The sequence below is a fragment of the Sporosarcina sp. genome (assembly GCF_029257255.1).
GTDB lineage: Bacteria > Bacillota > Bacilli > Bacillales_A > Planococcaceae > Sporosarcina.
The window spans coordinates 43,142-60,923 of record NZ_JARICI010000027.1 but is presented as its reverse complement, the minus strand read 5'-3'; the positions used below and the strand labels follow the sequence as shown (position 1 = coordinate 60,923).

Genomic DNA, 17,782 nt, shown 5'->3' with positions numbered 1-17,782 from the left:
TTTACCATTCCTGCTTTCGTCCAGTTATTTTAGCCAGTAGCTACTTCCGTCTTGTGCACGATCCAAAAAACCATATTCAATTAAATATCTTCTAATTAATACATAATCTTCATAAATACCATCTAAAACATTATTTATTTCCCGCTCGCTGTAGGTACTGTTTGAATCAAACTGTTTGGCAATCTCCCGCAGAACAATCAGCCGCTGCTTTTCCTTTGGAGGAAACTTTTTAAGCGTACCATCACTTCCTTTAGGAAAGAACTTTTCAATTGTTTCGTGCTGTTCTTGTTCCGTAATGTCATATCGATCATCTAGCAATTTTGCGGTGACATGAGGAGGGACAAAAGCAGGAGCATAGTCATCCCGTTCATTCAGCAGTTCCATCATAGCTAAAAATGTCTTTGCCTGCCGCTCCTTCTCTTTCAATACAAACCGATGATGACGGACTGTAGAGGGACTTCCTATTCCCAGTTGCTGTTGAACATCTTTATCACTTTTCCCTTGATAGAACATACGAAGAAGATCTCTTTGGTGATCTGTAAGACCTGTCAGCTTCTTATTTAACCCAATCAGATAATCAAAAACAGACTGATGAGTGCATTCAATATGAATTCTCATGTATCTCTCAGCTTCATATAAGGCATTTTCATAAGGATAAATAACTCCTTTTTCTGTTTTCGTTCCACATAACAGGCAAATATAAGAATCCTTCTGTTCGATATAACCTTTCTTCATCTCAGATAAAGAAGCATCCCAAAAAAGCTCTGACAACTCCATATACAAACACATCCATTTATTATTTAATTAAAAACAAACAAAATACAGCTTCGTTTGCTTTACATTCAATATATTAAACCTATTATAATAAAACGTCAACAAATTAACAAACATTCTTTACTATCGCTTAACTATTAGCAAACAAGTGGATTCACCGTTTATAAAATAAATTCCAAAAAGAGAAACACACTTACTCAACTCGCCAAACAAGCAGGCGCATGGTACACTAACCAAAAATAGGTAACGAGGAGGCTATAAACTATGTGTTTACTAGCGTTTCAATTACAAAGCCACCCTAAATATAAGCTGATCCTCATGGCCAATAGAGATGAAGCATACAATCGGCCGACAGCGCCTGCTGATTTCTGGCAGGATCATCCTGATATTTTGGCGGGACGAGACTTGGAGCAAATGGGCACATGGCTCGGCATCAATAAACAAGGAAAAATTGCGGCTCTGACAAATTATCGCGACATCTCACTTCCTGAAACGGGCAAACTATCGCGGGGGAACATTGTTTCCTCTTATCTGCAGTCGAATGAAACACCGCAGGACTTCATGGAACAATTACATCACAACAGAGATCACTATACGGGGTTCAATGTGCTGGCGGGGTCGAGTGAAGAACTGTTCTATTACTCTAATACCGAACAGAAAACCGAACACCTGAAAAACGGCACTCATGGGCTAAGCAATGCATTACTTAATACACCGTGGCCAAAAGTGGAAGCGACAAAAAGACTTCTGCGGGAGTATACAGAGAGTACAGATGAGATTGACGCAGAGGTTTTATTCGAGATGATGCAGCGTGCCGAAAGATTTCCTGCTGAGCAATTGCCGGATACTGGAGTCGGACAAGAGTTAGAAAGTCTGCTATCTTCCATTTTCATAGCATCAGAAGAATATGGCACCCGCTGCACGACAGTCCTTTTGGTAGATTCAGATAACCAAGTGTACTTTGAGGAACGGACATTCAAAAATGGAGTATTTGTCACTGCACAAAAATTCAACTTTACAATCGAAAACCCGACTGCATAAACATGCGGTCGGGTTTATTATTCTTATAAAATATCTGCATTATTTTCATATACTAATAAAATTAGTATTCAAATACCTTCACATCACTATATCCATATACCGTTTAAACTCAGCCAATGCTATTTCTTTATCCCCCGTGATGAAAAGGCGTTTCCCATCGACTCCAATAATCCGGTAATGCCCGCCCGCAGTATGTTGTTGCAAACGGTATTGCTGCCACTGACCAACTTCCGTCCACCAGTTAACTGCAGCTGCAGAGCCAATCTCACGTGAATGAATCTCCGGATGCACAGCAATTTCCGCTAATTCCACCGGATCATCCCCCATGACCGATCGCAGTAACGCACTTTCCCGAAACAACGCACAAACTGCCGCCGCAACCGTCCAGCTCAGCTCTTGGCGCCCTTTCTCCAACTGAACAAGAGTCTTCTTTGAAATCCCTAATATATCCGCCATTTGATCCTGCGTATAATTCATTTCCGTCCGGATCAGCTTCAATCGAGGGAGAATTAAATCAATCACCGTCTGCTTATTCATCTAAACACCCCTTTTACACTAAAAGTGTATTAATACACTTTTAAAGTATTTAGTTACTTTTAGAGAAGTAAGTAATAAATGTTGTAATTAGTTATAGTACTGTTCTTAGTCTATCATATATACACTAGCCTGACATACTCAACTGTTGAACAGTAGGCATAGAAAAGCCTGCTGAACAATTACATTCAGCAGGCTGGTGGTAGATCGTTTATTCGACTGCAGTGCCTCTCCATCCTGTTATATCTTCTTCTAACGGAATCTGTGCAGCACGTGCTTTCACTGCGGAGTAGAAGAACAAGGCTACTAGGAAGATCGAGATGACAGAGGCGCCTATATAGGAGACATTCATTGGTAATCCAAATCCTATGGCTGCGTTCAAGATGTAAGTAGTAGTCGCCATCAGCATGAACGTTCCGGGAATGAGTGCAACCCAGTAGTTCTTACCAGCAATGAACAGATACATCGCGCCCACAAAGAGTGCAATTACGGCTGTCGACTGATTGGCCCAAGAGAAGTATCTCCATAGGATATTGAAGTCTACCTGTGTCAGAATGATTGAAATTACGAACATAGGAAGAGCAATCCATAGACGGCTTAATAGTTTCACTTGCGGGTATTTAATATAGTCTGCAATAATCATCCGTGCACTTCGGAATGCTGTATCGCCTGAAGTAATCGGCAGGATAATAACACCAAGAATAGCAAGCGTTCCGCCGACAGCACCGAGCATTAATGTAGATGCTTCGCTAACGATCAGTGCAGGTCCTCCTGCAGCAAGCAGTTCGTTCAAACCAACCGGGCCTTTGAATAACGCCATACCAGCAGCCGCCCAGATCATTGCCACAATTGCCTCTGCAATCATCATTCCGTAGAAAATTTTACGTCCTTGACTTTCTTTCTGTGTCGTACGTGAGATAATTGGTGATTGTGTGGCATGGAAACCGGACAACGCACCGCAAGAAATTGTTAAGAATAATAATGGGAAGATCGGCAGATTGTCGGGATGCATATTCGTGAAGGTTAATTCAGGAATTGGTGCACCAGTGAATAACATCATCCCCCCTACCCCAAGCGCACTAATAATCAGTAATGCACCGAAGATTGGATAGAAGCGTCCGATAATCTTGTCAATCGGCAGTAATGTCGCCAAAATGTAATAAAGGAAGATTAACGCGACGATAACGCCCATCGCCATCCAGCCATTCATTAAGTTATAAAGAAGTCCTGCAGGTGCGGATACGAATACCGTACCGACTAATACTAATAAAAGAAGTGCAAAAGCGTTGACGATATGTTTCATCGTTTTTCCAAGAAACTTACCAGCCAGTTCAGGCAAATGTGCACCGCGGTTACGAATGGAGATCATTCCTGTTAAGTAGTCGTGAACTGCGCCTGCAAAAATCGCACCCACGACAATCCAGATAAAAGCGACAGGTCCGTATAATGCTCCCATAATAGGTCCGAAGATCGGTCCCACACCCGCAATATTCAAGAGCTGAATTAAGGAGTTCTTTTTTGTGCTCATCGGCACATAGTCTACTCCGTCCCCGCTCGTATATGCAGGAGTTGCGCGATCCTCTTTCACACCGAACATTTTCTCAATGTACTTACCGTAAGTGAAGTACCCGACAATCAATAGAACAATAGCAAATAAAAATGTGATCATAGCAATTCCCCCTCCTCGTAATGATAACGCTTACATTAATTATATCGAAGAGAGGATAAGCTGATGACATTTTTTCATAACATGTCAGAATAAAAGAGTAAGATGCACTGAGAGGAATTAACGTGCAAGACATTTATCCCTCCAGTCGATGTCTCAGCTCTTTCACATAATTTCTGCTGACGGAAAGCTTTTCAGGACGGCGGTCCAGCTCCAGCTGATAAGCACCGTTAAACCAAGGTGTCAAACGAATAACGTGAGCAAGGTTCACTATTATACTTTTATGAATTCGGAAGAAAGAGGAAGGGATTAGCTTGCCCTCTAATTCTTTTAATGTCATTCTTGTTTCGTAATCCCGGCTGAACGTCACGATTTTTGTCCACTTCTCCTCACGATGAACGTACAAAATGTCATGCACAGCGATGTAATGGATTTCCCCTTCTGTCTCAACAGGCAGCCGATCAATGCGTTTCGGCAGTTCTATACTTGTTGCAGGATACAAAGCCTCGCCCACCCGTTCAATCGCCTGACGCAATTGTTCTTCATCATAAGGCTTCAATAAGTAATCAAGAGCATGTATGCGGAAAGCTTCTGCCGCAAATTGAGGATAAGCTGTCGCAAAGATGATATAAGGGACTTTTTTTAGCGCACTTAATGACTTGGCAACTTCCATACCGTCCACTTTCGGCATCTCGATATCTAGAAAAACGATGTCCGGCTGTAGCTGCATCGCTTTGACAATCGCCGTTTCTCCTGAATCTGCTTCCCCGACGATTTTCACTTGCTCAAACTGCTCAAGTAGAAATATCAATTCTTCTCTGGCATAGCGTTCATCATCCACAACCAATGCACTAATTAATTCACTCATTTTGCCTACTCACCTCCGATTTCGGAATTTGAAACGAGATTCTCGTTCTTTCATTCGGCACACTTACAATTGCTAGAGCTGACTCTTTGCCAAATGACATGATCAGACGCCGATTTACATTAAACAGACCGAGTCCAGTTCCTTTTTCTGAAGATACTTGTTCAGTTCCCAGTATATTCAGCCGTGCTTGTTCAATACCCTTGCCGTTATCTTCAACTGTAATGCAAATTCCATTGACTGTATCTTCAATCGCAATATACACGATTGAATTGTGATCCATATCTTTAATCCCGTGCGTAATAGCATTCTCGACAAGCGGCTGTAGTGTCAGCGGTGGAATCTTTTCCTGCATAATAGAAGGTTCAGCATCGATACAGACCTTCAGCTTGTCAACGAAACGTGCTTCTTCAATCTGTAGATAGGCTTCCACATGTGCGAGTTCTTGCTGTAAGGTAACCATCTTCGCCGTGGTTCCTTCCAGGTTCTGCCGCAGGAAATACGATAAGGAAGACAACAGTTTTCTGGCTTCATCAGGATTGGTGCGAATCAATGAAATAATGATATTCATCGAATTAAATAAGAAGTGTGGACTAATCTGTGCCTGCAACGCTTGGATTTCTGCTTCCTTGGCCAATTGATAGGCATGATCCGCTTCTGCAATTTCCAGCTGATTGCTGAGCAACTCTGCTAATCCGGCAATGAGTTCGGTAGTGACGTCAGTTATTGCTTTCCGGGAAGGATAATACAGTTTCAATGTACCGACTGTTTCATTGCGTGTCTTTAGTGGCGCAATAACAACCGCGCTAAATGTAGAACTACAAGAATTACCAAACTGTTCAAATAAATCCGCAACAATTAATTCGCCATTTTGAATGACTTGTCGCGTAATATCCGTCTGAATGGGACCCTGTACGCTTCCCTTTTCATTTCCAATGAACGCCAGAATGTCGGTCTTATCAGTCATTGCGACTGCACCGGGACGCAGTTCGTCAAGCAAAATCTTACAGACAGCTGAAGCCGTCTCTTTATTCATCCCTGTCCGTAAATAACCTACTGTCTGATCGGCAATACGTAGAGTTTTCTGCGCCTGCAGTGCCGTGACTTTCTCTTGATCACTGAGGACGTTATAGGCAATGAGCATAAAAAGCGCAGTGCCGATTCCATTTGCCAGAATCATCGGCAGTCCGATTGCCTGGACTAATGAGAGCGCTTTCGGAAATGGATCTGCGATGAGTAAAATAAGAAGCATTTGGACAGTTTCGGCAAATGCGCCAATCAAAAATGCGGTTAACAGGCTCGTATGCTTGCCCTTTTTATAGAAATAGCCCGCCAGAACACCAGAAATAATGGTGGAAATACCGCAGGAAATCGCCGTGAATCCTCCTAACGACATTCGATGAATTCCAGCAATCAATCCTGCACCAATCCCAAGCCTGTAGCCGCCGAGTAAACCAGCAACCACAACTCCGATTACGCGGGAGTTAGCGATCGCTTCATCGGTTGTTAGATCAAGAGACATATTTTTAAAATGAAGCGTCTGCATATCTAGTGCTACACCGAAATAGGTACCAAAAATACCAAACAGACCAAAAAAGAGGATCGCAGTCATTTCCTGTCTGCGATCCAGTAAATCCTGATGGACCATGTTTTGAAAGAATCGAAACCGTGTCAAAATGAAAGCGACAGCGACGATCATCCCTACACGTTCAAACATGATAATGAGTAAATCAAACATCGCCATCCTCCATTTAGTTAAGTTATTTGGATCGCATAGCTTTATTGACGACTGCCACTACTTCCGTACGTGACATTTTCTCGCGGCCCTCTTTCAGTGCGTCCAATGTGCTGTGCGCAAGAGCCAGCGGAATTTTACAGAAGTTTAAAATGGTTTTTGTTTTGATATCTTTAATATACTCGTCCGCCAGCGCAAGATTTTCTTCTGCATAGCTGAACATCTGCGGCAACTTCCAGTCATTCGGGAAGAAGTCTACATCGCGTTCGGCATCTTCTTTATAGTTACGGAGGATGTTGACGGACTGCAGACCGCGGCCAAATCCAATCGCCAGGTCTCTGTCTGTTTCCGTGCCGTCATACCAGCGCCAGATATCTGTCAGCATGACGCCTACTAGACCAGCAACGTAATACGTATAATCGTCTAAATCTTCGCGAGTTTTGACTATCCAGTCTTTCCCCGCCCATTTCGCCATCCCTCTGCCCATGACCGCAGTCGATTCAAGCACTTTATCGGTTACCGTATCAGGACAGAAATCGATCCAGTCCGAAAGGCGAAGTGTAACTTCAGGAAGCAGGTCACGATAAGGCAGGTACAGTTCATCTAGTGCATGTTGAACCGGGTGCTGTCTGCTATATTCTTTTCAAGTATTGTACAAGTTTCATTCAGGAGTTTGATTTTATCAGATGAATCAATTTGTTCATGGTCTTCAATCTCGTCGATCGCACGCATGCATAAATAAGCGGATGCTACGGCTTCCCTTACATTTGGTTCAAGAAGTTTGATTGGTATGAAGAAAGTACGGCTTGTCTCTTTCAATACTTTCATCGCGTCTTTTTGTAGTTTTGTATCCATTTTCACTTCATAATCCCTCCATCAATAATCGTGCATTCCATATGAAAATCTTCTATAGGATCTGTTCATTATATCATTCATTCTAACATTAAGTCGTTTAGGATAGATTGTCAAAATCCAAAGAAAAAAGCTGAATATCCTAATGAGGAGAGTCAGCTTTCTGTAATTGATTAACTATACTGTAAGAAGAAAAACTCGTTATTTATATTAACAGTTTACACTATTCCAATCTGTCAGGTAGATGTAATGTATACATCAAAGTGGGATCCGTATGTTGTTTTAATACTTCCATCGTTTTCATATTGGGTTTTGTATAAATCTTCGGGTAGTTTACTTCCCCATTCTCTTCGTTCACGAAAAATGCTATTTTTTCTTCGTTAACTGAAAATTGAGCATCAATACCTTTTTTATTCCCTCTGGAATCTAGCTTTATCCACTTATTTATCGACTGTAAAAAGACTGCGTTTAAAGCGTGAATACAATATACCGAATTAGTACGATCAAAAAGCAGCAGGCGCTGATAGCAAAAACCGGTCGGAATACCTTGCGAGCGGAGTAGCGCTGCCAACAGATTGGATTTTGCATAGCAAATTCCTTCTTTATACGTTAATACATCGGACGCATTGCATGTCACATGTTTACCTTTTATGTCCCAAGAATGCGAAATTTGATCTCGTACGAATTCAAATGCTGTTTGTATTCTTTCAGTTTGTGTTTGCGTTTCATTGAATAGGTCGGTAATGGTATTAATAATTAACGGATGAGAATAATTCACTTCTGGAAGTTCATTCAAATAATCGTCAAGTTTTTCTGATTCACATATCAGCATCACGTCATTCACTCCTTTGTATAATTATACATAAGTTCTATTAATTATACAATTTAAAGTAGTGATCAATGCTTTTCCGTACTGAATGACGATAATACAGGTTTTACTTCGAGTTCCGTTAGATCAACGTCGACTGCATGCTCTTTAATTCCCAAAGATAGCAGAAAAGCCATCGCGAGCAACAGGCTGCACATGATCAGCGTAAGCGGAATCTGTTGAAAATGATCGATCAGCCAGCCGCCAATTCCAGGACCGAGCAATTGTCCAGCAGCGAAGAAAAATGTTACGTAGCCGAGCGCTACCGGTGCATATGTCGGGTGAACCTGCTCTGTAGACAACGCCTGGCAGAGTGACAGCATACCGACGATTGTCATCCCCCATAAGAATTGGCTGGCAATCAAGCCGAGGTAGACTGGAAACAGTACAGGAAGAATCAGTGAAACTGCTCCAATTCCCAAAGTAGACAGCAATGCAGACTTTCTTCCGATACGGTCTGAAACGCCGCCCCATAATGGACCACTGAGTATTGACATGACGCCACAGACAGCCATAATCTGTCCGGCCTGAAATTTTGTCAGGCCGACTTCCAGTATATAACTGAATAGAAAACTTTGCGGGACCAAGTAAGCAAACCCTACAAGACCATAGATAAAAGCGACACGCAGTACTCGTTTATTCAAATAGACACGTGTCCAGAATGTTCTCTTCTGCTGTTCTTTCTTGAGTAACGGTACAGGAGGGTCCCGTAAAATAGCTACAGCGATGATGATGGAAACAATTGATAAAATTCCATAGGAAAACCATAGATATCGCCAGCCCAAGTCTCCAAACCAAGTTGTGAAAAATGGAATCAGTGCACTTGATATTAATGTGCCGAGTCCCATTCCGCTCACTAGAAATCCAATCAGCATACCGCGTTTCCTAGGAAACCAGCCGACCAATATGGTAATCAGCGGCGTATAAGTAAAAGCGGTTCCAATACCAAGCAGGAACATGGCGGTAAGTGTGAGTCCATAGCTTCCGACTGCCGCCAGCATAAACAGTCCAAATGTGACAAGGCCAGTTCCGAAAACTACCAACTTTTTTGCACCGTATTTCGTTGCCAGAAGCCCAACGAAAATAACCATTAGTAGATAGCCAATTGAAATAGTTGTTGCGAGCATCCCTGCCTGTTTGTAAGACATCTGCAGATTCTCTTTCATGAACGGCATTAAAATACCGTACGACATACGTCCAAATCCGAGCGAACTGACCGTAACCGCCACACTTACAAAAGCATATTTCCAAATATTTTGTCCGTGCTCTTTCGCCAACATAGGACCCCATCCCTTCTAATTCATTCTGAATTCTTGATAAACAGCTTCATTCATTGACTTCACTGAAAAGTCTGCATGTCAAGGTGTAGGGTCATGGCTGGGATGGAGCAGAATTTCCGAATCCAACTATATAAGTTGAATTTAATCTGTATAGTATATGTCTAATTTGTGAACTTCTTCACAATAAGTATATCATTAACAGCTGAATATTCAAACAACATTCTAGTTTACATAATATTATTATCGGACACAAAAAAAGCTTACTCATAAAAATACAAGTAAGCAAAAAACTATCTATACACCTCGTTACTTCTTATAGAAGAAGGACCGCCCGATGCGTTCGACTGTCGAAGGAGCAAGCGCATATAATTTACTCGTCAGCCCCATGATTTTAGGCAGATTCACTTCCCTTTTCGGCTGGCTGATCATCTCCATAATAGAATACGCAACACTATCCACAGAGAGCAACCGGGCCCCCAGCGCTTGCTTATAGCCGCCCGTTTGATCTGCTAAATCGATAAACGGCGTGTCAATCGGTCCAGGATGAATCACTGATACATCAATCTGATAAGGCGCAACTTCCATCCGCAGCGCATTGGTATAACCGATTAATGCGTGCTTTGTCGCGGCATATACAGACGTTTTAGGAGTCGCGACCTTCCCTGCCTGTGAACCAACGAATAATAAATGTCCACTTTTTCGTTCCATCATGGAAGGCAGCAGCCGTTTTGTCAGCTGCATCGGAACCAGCACATTCGTCTCAAGCATCGCTTGCATTTCTTCATCAGAAGCCTCGTGAGCTAAATTAAACTTTCCCACTCCAGCTGAAAAGATCATTACGTCTGGAATGCCTATGCGTGACACCAGCCACTCCAGCTGCTTTACATCCCGAAGATCTGCACAAAAACCTTCCACTCCAAGTGTTTTTAGATGCTCAAGCGCCTGCGCATTGCGTCCGGTTGCCATTACATGCAGACCCCGAGCACCAGCAAGCCGTTTAGCTAATGCCAAACCTACACCGCTCGTCGCACCCGTAATTAAAATAGACTTATCTAATTGCATACTGATGGACTCCGTTATCATCCATTGTTTCGTCGATTAATTCTTTTTCTACTAAATAATCAAGTTGGCCAAGCGTCTCAGACAGTGTCAGTCCCAGTTCTTTTTCATAGACTGCTGGGAACAGACGCTTAGTCATTTCAAACACTGTTTGAGGCTTTTCTTTCAGCATACCGAGAACCTTCATCGCACGGTCATCCTGCTTTCTCAAACGTTCTGTAATTAACGAATGGGCGTTCAACACTTCCCCGCCATGTCCGCCGTAGACAATATTGACAGGCAAATCCAGTAGCCGCGTGAGTGATGCATTATATTGGAGTAATGCTTTCGGACGTCCCTGCTCTTTGTTGAATGGAGGCTCGATCAGCGGATTGGATGATACTTTCTCCAATAAAAGATCACCACCCAATAAGATGCCTTCATTTTCATTAAATAACGATAGATGACTTTGGGCATGGCCCAGAGATTCCTGCGCTTTCCATCCTGGATGACCTGGCAAGTCGTCTCCTTCATTCATTATTCGGTCCAATGGCCGATTGCCCATGAGATCAACAGAACGGCGGAAGCGTTTCGCCCATTTTGAATACTCTTCGGGCACACCCTCTTCATGAAGATTTTGCTCGTAAAAACGATCATGTCGTTCTAAAAACTCTCGATCGCGCGACAACCAGTAATTCAAATAAGGATGGCCAAGTATTTCTGCACGGTCGAACGCTTCTACCCAGCCGCAATGGTCCGGATGGTGATGCGTAACGAATACTTGCTCGATATCATTGAACGTATAACCGAGCTCTTTTAATTTTAGACGAAGCACCTCATGCGCTTCCGGTGTTTTCGTTGCCGCATCAACTAATGTCAATGCATCGCCTTTCAATAAAAAGCAATTGACATCCCCAACAGCGAATGGCGTAGGTGTGATTATTTTTGCTATCATATAAGTTCCCCCTTGGAAATGAATGACTGTTCAGTCTATTGTACTCTCTTTTAGCAAAGGCGTCACGCATCGTTTCTTCATTCTGTTAAATAATTCACACAGAAATGAAACCTTATTGCCTATATACCGTATGTTATACTACAAGAAATAGCGAATTTTGCAATACATTGTCTATATGGAGGGATATAAATGGGGATTTTTAATTTTTTCAAAAACCAATTTATAGAAGTAATAGAATGGCAGGATCAGGATGCCAATACACTGGTCTATCAATTTCCTGTTCATAATAATGATATCAAAATGGGTGCCGAACTGACGGTCAGAGAATCACAGGTAGCGATTATGGTCAATGAAGGCGAATTGGCTGACGTATTCGGTCCCGGTCGGCATATTCTTTATACACAGAACATGCCAATCCTGACGAAATTAAAGTCTTGGAAATATGGATTTGATTCACCTTTTAAGGCGGAAGTCTATTTCATCAATACTAAACAGTTCATCGATCAAAAATGGGGCACTTCTAATCCGATCATGATGCGTGATCAAGATTTCGGGATGATCCGTCTTCGCGGTTATGGTATTTACTCATACCGTGTATCCGATCCGGTCGTGTTCTTGCGTGAGCTTTTTGGAACGAACAGTTCCTACGACACCAATTCAGTTGAAGGCCATCTGAAAAAAATGATCATTTCAGGGCTGTCTGACTTATTTGCAGAGTCTCAGATTCCCGCACTCGATCTCGCGATGCATTACGATGAATTGAGTGAACAAGGCAAACAGAAGATGAGCCCTAAATTCGCTTCATTCGGATTTGAGATCACTGGCCTTTATATCGAAAATCTTTCGCTTCCAAAAGAAGTGGAATCAGCAATGGATAAACGGACAACAATGGGCGTTCTCGGCAATATGCAACAGTACCAGCAATACCAGGCAGCTGAAGCCATTCGTGATATAGCGCAAAATGATTCAGGTGGCGGTTTAGCAGGAGCAGGGATGGGCATGGGTGCCGGTGTTTCAATGGGTCAGGTCATGGCCGATGCGATGAATCCAAATAATCAGCCTGCACAGCCAGCGGCACCTGCAACAAAGAGCTGTCCTCATTGCCAAGCGACAATTAATGCAGACGCCAAGTTTTGTGGTCAATGCGGCAAGTCTACGGAAATAGAAAAAGTGCCATGCATCAGTTGCGAAGCACCCCTATCTAAAGAAGCTAAATTCTGCAGCATATGCGGTACCGCTCAAATCAAAGAAAAAATATGTCCGAAATGTTCGCACGTCAATCTGCCTAATGCAAAATTCTGTGCAGATTGCGGAGAAACGTTAGACGTAAAGTGAGGGATAAATCGTGACTTCATTTGACGACCAGCAAACAGCTTTAAAAGAAGACACAGAAAATATAAAATGTCCTTCATGCGGCGGCAATACGGAATTTGATCCCGCTTCAGGCGGTTTAAAATGCCCTTTCTGCAGTCACGAAATACCAATTGAAGCCACTTTTGATCAGAATGTCGAGCTAGACTTCAAAAAAGCGGGCACAGATCTAAACCATTTATGGAAAGATGATGTCCGCGTTTTTTCCTGTGGTAACTGCGGCGCGGAATCAGTCCTTGACGCTAATGTTGTGGCGGATTTCTGCTCATTTTGCGGGTCTTCACATATTGCGGTAACGGAGCATGATGCCGGCATTGCACCGGGTTTAGTCATCCCTTTCCATATTTCTAAAGAGGAAGCGCATGCGAAATTCCAGGATTGGATTAAAGGGCATTTCTTTGCCCCAACGAAATTAAAAGAAACCTACCGTCTGAATAAAATTTCGGGCGCCTACCTGCCCTACTGGACATACGACAGTAAGACTTTTTCTCATTATGTCGTCCGGGTAGGAAACTACTATTATGTAACTGAAACACGCACCGTATACGAAGACGGAAAACCAAGAACTGTGACGGAGCAAGTCCGGAAAATCCGGTGGCACCAGCAGAGCGGTAATTATCGAAAGTTTTTTGATGACGTATTAATCAAAGCATCCACCACTGTGGATGCAAAGTTACTTCAAAATGTACAGCCCTTCCAGCTGGCCGGCTTAACAGATTATAAAACGGAATATATGTCAGGATTTTTGGCGGAGCGCTATTCTGTCTCCTTACAGCAAGGCTTTAAAAAAGCACAGGATTACATGGAACAACGGATTGTCAATGGAATTGAAGGCAGCGTAGCGGGTGATATTGTCGAAGTGGTCAATGTCTCTACTGATTACTCAGACATTACATATAAACACCTATTGCTCCCTTTATGGATCTCTTCCTTTCAATTCAATCAGAAAGTTTATCAGTTTATCGTCAATGGACAATCAGGAAAAGTGGCAGGCAATTATCCGCTCAGTTTCGTAAAAATAGCGCTGGTTTCCATCGGTGTCTTGATTGTTATATTTATCGTATACCTGTTGATCCAGGGCTGACAGAACGTCTAGCCAGTTTGACATTCAGTTAGGTACATGACATAATTCAGTGAAATTAAAAATGGACGAGCAGTAAGGGTGGATAGAGATGGAAAAGATTTTATTTGTCGGGGCTGGATCGATGGCAGAAGCGATTATTGCAGGAATTGTGAAACAGGAAATACTGCCAGGGAAACAAGTTTACGTCATGAACCGTTCAGACTCTGACAGACTTTGTCACTTAGAATCGCGTTACGGCATTACAAAAGTTTGTGAAGACCGTTCCTTTATGAAAGAGATTGATTTAGTGGTACTGGCAACTAAACCGAAAGATATTCAGCAGGTGATGCGGGATATCCATCCGTTTCTTACAGAAAACACAGCGATTCTCTCCGTTATTGCTGGTACTTCGATCGATACCTTTGAAAAGGGACTTGGCAAACGGCCGATTGCACGGTCCATGCCAAATACTTCTGCAACAATTGGTAAATCAGCAAGCGGAATCGCATTCAATGAAGAAGTCCCTTCAGAAATGCAACAATCTATTCTAAATTTGCTAGGTTCTATCGGTATTGTCAAAGTGGTAAAAGAAGACGAACTCCATACGGTTACAGCACTTTCAGGCAGCGGCCCTGCTTATATTTATTACTTGGTCGAAGCGCTCGAAGAAGCAGCCGTTGCACAGGGTCTGCAGGCACCTGTTGCACGTGAATTGATTATGCAAACGCTTGAAGGCGCGGCCTCAATGTTGAAAATAACTGGTGAAGAACCGAGTACTTTGCGTACGAATGTCACAAGTCCAGGCGGCACAACAGCAGCTGGATTGGAGGCATTGGAAAGTCATAACTTTAAATCCGTTATCGCTGACTGCATCAAGAGTGCAGAAGCGAGATCACGTGAATTAGGTGTTTTATCGTAATGAAAAAATAAGCAGCCAGTCCCTAGTTTCAGGGCTAGGCTGCTTATTTTTTAGATAGACAAGTCAATTCGTCGTTTTTCCATTGAAAGCGCATAAAGTCTTCTGCAATCGAAAGATGAGGAAATACTGCTTCTCCTTCTACAAGAAATGCCGGCATCTCGCTCGGTAAAAAACGCGCACTGATATGATTGACAATCAAATTTTTAACGTGTGCTAGTTTGGCGATCGTCGCTGCTTCCACAATAGTGGAATGTCCGAATTCCTTTGCACCTTTTGCGTATTCATTTGTAAAAGTCGCTTCGTGAATAAGAATATCTGCACAGTCGGCCAGATCAATAGCCGCTTCACAATATGATGTGTCGCCGATCACTGTAATGGTGAATCCTCTTCTTCGTTCAGTCGTTACTTCCTTGCTGTACACTGTTGTACCGTTTTCCAATAGAATATCATGTCCGTCCTTCAGTTTTTGCAGTAGCGGGCCTTTTGGAACACCTTTTTCAACAGCCTTGTCGATCAGCAGTGTTCCCGGTAAATCTTTCTGTTCAATTCGATAGCCATAACTTTTAATAACGTGCTGGACTTCCTTCGCATATACTCTAAATTCGTCAGTTTCAAGGATTAACCCGTCTTTTACTTCATGTATATTCAGCTTGTAAGGAAGATGCGTTCCAGTGACTTTATACGTATGCGCAAGCCACTCTTTCAAACCGGCAGGACCGTATAGATCGACAGGTGTCTCCCCTCCGAGAAAAGCGCGGGAACTGAGAAATCCGGGTAAGCCGAAAATATGGTCACCGTGAAGATGCGTAATAAAAATTTTCGTAATTTTGCGCGGTTTGATGTGACTGTGCAAGAGTTGGTGCTGTGTTGCTTCTCCGCAGTCAAACAGCCAGTTTTCTCTGTTTTCATCCGTCAGATCCAAAACGAGAGCGGATGTATTGCGCTGTTTTGAAGGCATGCCTGCTCCTGTGCCTAAAAATTCAATATCCATAATACCCTCTCCTCCCTATTTATTTGCCCATCCTTTTTTAATAACACCGTCTCCAAAACGTTCGGTGAGGTCTGAAACAAGCTGATCCATCTTATATTCTTTTTCTTGCTGTTCATAGTTATCAAACGTCAGCTGTTCCACCATTTCATGCCGTTCAATTACATTTCCAACTGTTATCCCCAACAACCTGATTGGCTCATGATTCCAATGTCTTTTAAATAATTCCAATGCAACAGCGGCAATATCTTCTGCTAAATAGACTGCTTGATGAACCGTTCGGCTTCTTGATATATTTTGCCAGTCTGAATAGCGAATCTGTATAGTAATTGTCACACCTGCCAATGATTTAGCCTCGAGGCGCTTCGCTACTTTCGTTGCCAATCGTTCAAAAATCGGAATGCACTCGTCAAGTTCTGTCAAATCAATCGGTAAAGTAGTGGAACTGCCGATACTTTTTCGCGCTTCCGCACTTTCAGGATCAACAGGCCGCTCATCAATTCCGTGAGCCTGTTTTTGCAGGCGAACACCATTTTTCCCTAATAAACCTTCGATTGTAATCTTCTCAGCAGCAGCCAGGTGCCCAATGGTTTTTATACCCGCACTCTGCAGCTTCTCTTCCGTCCGTTTGCCGATCCCATGCATTTCAATGACAGGCAGCGGCCAGAGAATCTCTGGCACTTGCCGCTTTCGTAAAATGGTAATGCCCATCGGTTTTTTCATATCGGAAGCAGTTTTTGCCAGGAATTTATTGGGCGCGATTCCTATTGAGCAAGGCAGGTCCAGTTCCCTCAAAATTCGCATCTGTATTTCCGAAGCCAGATCATAAGCATGTGTCAGCCCGCCGATCTTCGTCGTGTCGATATAGGCTTCATCTATCGATACAGGTTCGACCCATTCTGTGTAGCTGCGCAAAATTTCAAACACCGAATCAGACATTTGGCGGTAGAGCTCATGACGTGGCGGGACGATAGTCAGTTGAGGACAAAGCCGTTTCGCTTCACCTACAGTCATTGTAGTATAGACCCCATAAGCCCTTGCCTCATACGAACAAGTGACCAGTATGCCTCTGCGTTCTTTTGGATTTCCGGCTACAGCAAGGGGAATCCCTTTTAATTTTGGATCAGCCACTTGTTCGACAGAAGCGAAAAAACTATTCATATCAAGATGCATGATGACTCGTGGACTCGCTGAAGTGAGTTCCATCATTTATACACCATTCTTTCCTTAATTTATCGAGCAGTTGAAACAACAGGAAAAAATGGCAAACCAGCTTCAGCCTGCCACTTTTCCCATGTCTATGTCACTTGCTACAAACACTCTTCATCGTGTTAATTTTATTCTGCTGATTGGCGCTGTTCTTTCATATATGCGGATATTTCATCCATGCCTGAAAGTGTAGATGCCAAAATATTTGGATCGATTACCGTAATCACTCGGTTTTCTAAGTTTGCTACTGTCGTAAAATAGGGTGTCTTAGAATAAGCTTTCAGCGCTGTGGAAGTTAATCTCTCTTCAGGCAGTTCCAAGATCTCTTTAGCATCCAGGACAAGTAGCCCTATTTCCAGCTGATTCGTTGTCAATACCACAACATGTGAATCTACGTCTCGAGGTGTTGGCTTATGGTAAAGTATCTGGCTGAAATCTAAAATCGGCACCAATTCCCCGCGTGACTTCATCAAACCCAGCAAATAGTCGGGAAGATGAGGAATCGGCGTGATATATTCCAGTTTTTCAATAGAAACGACTGATTCTACAGGCAGCGCGTATTCTTCATTGCCGGTTTGCACAATAACAGTTTGCATAGTTGCCCCTTCTTTCATACAGTAAAGA

At 42.9% G+C, this 17,782-nt stretch carries 18 protein-coding genes; 4 read left to right on the top strand and 14 right to left on the bottom strand.

The window, feature by feature from the left end:
* Positions 1–24 precede the first annotated feature (24 nt).
* On the bottom strand, positions 25–777 hold the full coding sequence (locus tag Q1J64_RS06730; RefSeq protein ID WP_301108311.1) for a DUF2087 domain-containing protein: 753 nt from the start codon (positions 775–777) through the stop codon (positions 25–27).
* A gap of 261 nt (positions 778–1,038) precedes the next feature.
* On the opposite strand from Q1J64_RS06730, the gene Q1J64_RS06725 reads away from it, so the two are divergent.
* Entirely contained in the window at positions 1,039–1,815 is a 777-nt protein-coding gene (locus Q1J64_RS06725; RefSeq protein ID WP_301108310.1) for an NRDE family protein, read from the top strand.
* A gap of 78 nt (positions 1,816–1,893) precedes the next feature.
* Here Q1J64_RS06725 and Q1J64_RS06720 read toward each other — a convergent pair whose 3' ends face one another.
* The 10 genes from Q1J64_RS06720 to Q1J64_RS06680 all read right to left on the bottom strand — a co-directional run bounded on the left by Q1J64_RS06720 (position 1,894) and on the right by Q1J64_RS06680 (position 11,608).
* A complete protein-coding gene (locus Q1J64_RS06720; RefSeq protein WP_301108309.1) occupies positions 1,894–2,352 on the bottom strand; it encodes a helix-turn-helix transcriptional regulator in 459 nt (152 codons plus the stop codon).
* A gap of 208 nt (positions 2,353–2,560) precedes the next feature.
* Positions 2,561–4,018 carry a carbon starvation CstA family protein gene (locus tag Q1J64_RS06715; protein ID WP_301108308.1) on the bottom strand — a complete coding sequence of 486 codons (1,458 nt, stop codon included), beginning with the start codon at positions 4,016–4,018 and terminating at the stop codon, positions 2,561–2,563.
* A gap of 133 nt (positions 4,019–4,151) precedes the next feature.
* Positions 4,152–4,883: a LytR/AlgR family response regulator transcription factor gene (locus tag Q1J64_RS06710; RefSeq protein WP_301108307.1), complete on the bottom strand. Its 732-nt coding sequence runs from the start codon at positions 4,881–4,883 to the stop codon at positions 4,152–4,154.
* Positions 4,876–6,618 carry a sensor histidine kinase gene (locus Q1J64_RS06705; RefSeq protein ID WP_301108306.1) on the bottom strand — a complete coding sequence of 581 codons (1,743 nt, stop codon included), beginning with the start codon at positions 6,616–6,618 and terminating at the stop codon, positions 4,876–4,878. Before Q1J64_RS06705 ends, Q1J64_RS06710 begins: the two co-directional genes overlap by 8 nt.
* Positions 6,619–6,640: 22 nt before the next feature.
* A complete protein-coding gene (locus Q1J64_RS16680) occupies positions 6,641–7,090 on the bottom strand; it encodes a squalene/phytoene synthase family protein (RefSeq protein WP_367183456.1) in 450 nt (149 codons plus the stop codon).
* A 128-nt stretch (positions 7,091–7,218) separates the two neighbouring features.
* The gene (locus Q1J64_RS16675) at positions 7,219–7,470 is read right to left on the bottom strand and encodes a squalene/phytoene synthase family protein (RefSeq protein WP_367183457.1); all 252 of its coding nucleotides are present in this window, start codon (positions 7,468–7,470) and stop codon (positions 7,219–7,221) included.
* 220 nt (positions 7,471–7,690) lie between these two features.
* Positions 7,691–8,302: a transglutaminase-like domain-containing protein gene (locus Q1J64_RS06695; RefSeq protein ID WP_301108305.1), complete on the bottom strand. Its 612-nt coding sequence runs from the start codon at positions 8,300–8,302 to the stop codon at positions 7,691–7,693.
* Between the two features lie 62 nt (positions 8,303–8,364).
* Positions 8,365–9,615 carry a YbfB/YjiJ family MFS transporter gene (locus Q1J64_RS06690; RefSeq protein ID WP_301108304.1) on the bottom strand — a complete coding sequence of 417 codons (1,251 nt, stop codon included), beginning with the start codon at positions 9,613–9,615 and terminating at the stop codon, positions 8,365–8,367.
* 306 nt (positions 9,616–9,921) lie between these two features.
* Entirely contained in the window at positions 9,922–10,677 is a 756-nt protein-coding gene (locus Q1J64_RS06685) for an SDR family NAD(P)-dependent oxidoreductase (RefSeq protein WP_301108303.1), read from the bottom strand.
* Positions 10,664–11,608 (bottom strand): MBL fold metallo-hydrolase, encoded by a 945-nt coding sequence (locus Q1J64_RS06680; protein ID WP_301108302.1) that lies wholly within the window; start codon positions 11,606–11,608, stop codon positions 10,664–10,666. Before Q1J64_RS06680 ends, Q1J64_RS06685 begins: the two co-directional genes overlap by 14 nt.
* Positions 11,609–11,797: 189 nt before the next feature.
* On the opposite strand from Q1J64_RS06680, the gene Q1J64_RS06675 reads away from it, so the two are divergent.
* The 3 genes from Q1J64_RS06675 (at position 11,798) to proC (ending at position 14,961) form a co-directional block, all read left to right on the top strand.
* The gene (locus Q1J64_RS06675) at positions 11,798–12,943 is read left to right on the top strand and encodes an SPFH domain-containing protein (protein WP_301108301.1); all 1,146 of its coding nucleotides are present in this window, start codon (positions 11,798–11,800) and stop codon (positions 12,941–12,943) included.
* Positions 12,944–12,953: 10 nt separating this feature from the next.
* The gene (locus tag Q1J64_RS06670) at positions 12,954–14,063 is read left to right on the top strand and encodes a hypothetical protein (RefSeq protein WP_301108300.1); all 1,110 of its coding nucleotides are present in this window, start codon (positions 12,954–12,956) and stop codon (positions 14,061–14,063) included.
* Positions 14,064–14,151: 88 nt separating this feature from the next.
* Entirely contained in the window at positions 14,152–14,961 is an 810-nt protein-coding gene (gene proC, locus Q1J64_RS06665) for a pyrroline-5-carboxylate reductase (protein ID WP_301108299.1), read from the top strand.
* Between the two features lie 43 nt (positions 14,962–15,004).
* On the opposite strand, the gene rnz is transcribed toward proC, so the two are convergent.
* The 3 genes from rnz to Q1J64_RS06650 all read right to left on the bottom strand — a co-directional run bounded on the left by rnz (position 15,005) and on the right by Q1J64_RS06650 (position 17,754).
* On the bottom strand, positions 15,005–15,952 hold the full coding sequence (gene rnz / locus Q1J64_RS06660) for a ribonuclease Z (protein WP_301108298.1): 948 nt from the start codon (positions 15,950–15,952) through the stop codon (positions 15,005–15,007).
* Between the two features lie 15 nt (positions 15,953–15,967).
* Positions 15,968–17,158: a DNA polymerase IV gene (locus tag Q1J64_RS06655; protein ID WP_301108297.1), complete on the bottom strand. Its 1,191-nt coding sequence runs from the start codon at positions 17,156–17,158 to the stop codon at positions 15,968–15,970.
* Positions 17,159–17,286: 128 nt separating this feature from the next.
* Positions 17,287–17,754 carry a chemotaxis protein CheW gene (locus tag Q1J64_RS06650; protein ID WP_301108296.1) on the bottom strand — a complete coding sequence of 156 codons (468 nt, stop codon included), beginning with the start codon at positions 17,752–17,754 and terminating at the stop codon, positions 17,287–17,289.
* Positions 17,755–17,782: the final 28 nt, after the last annotated feature.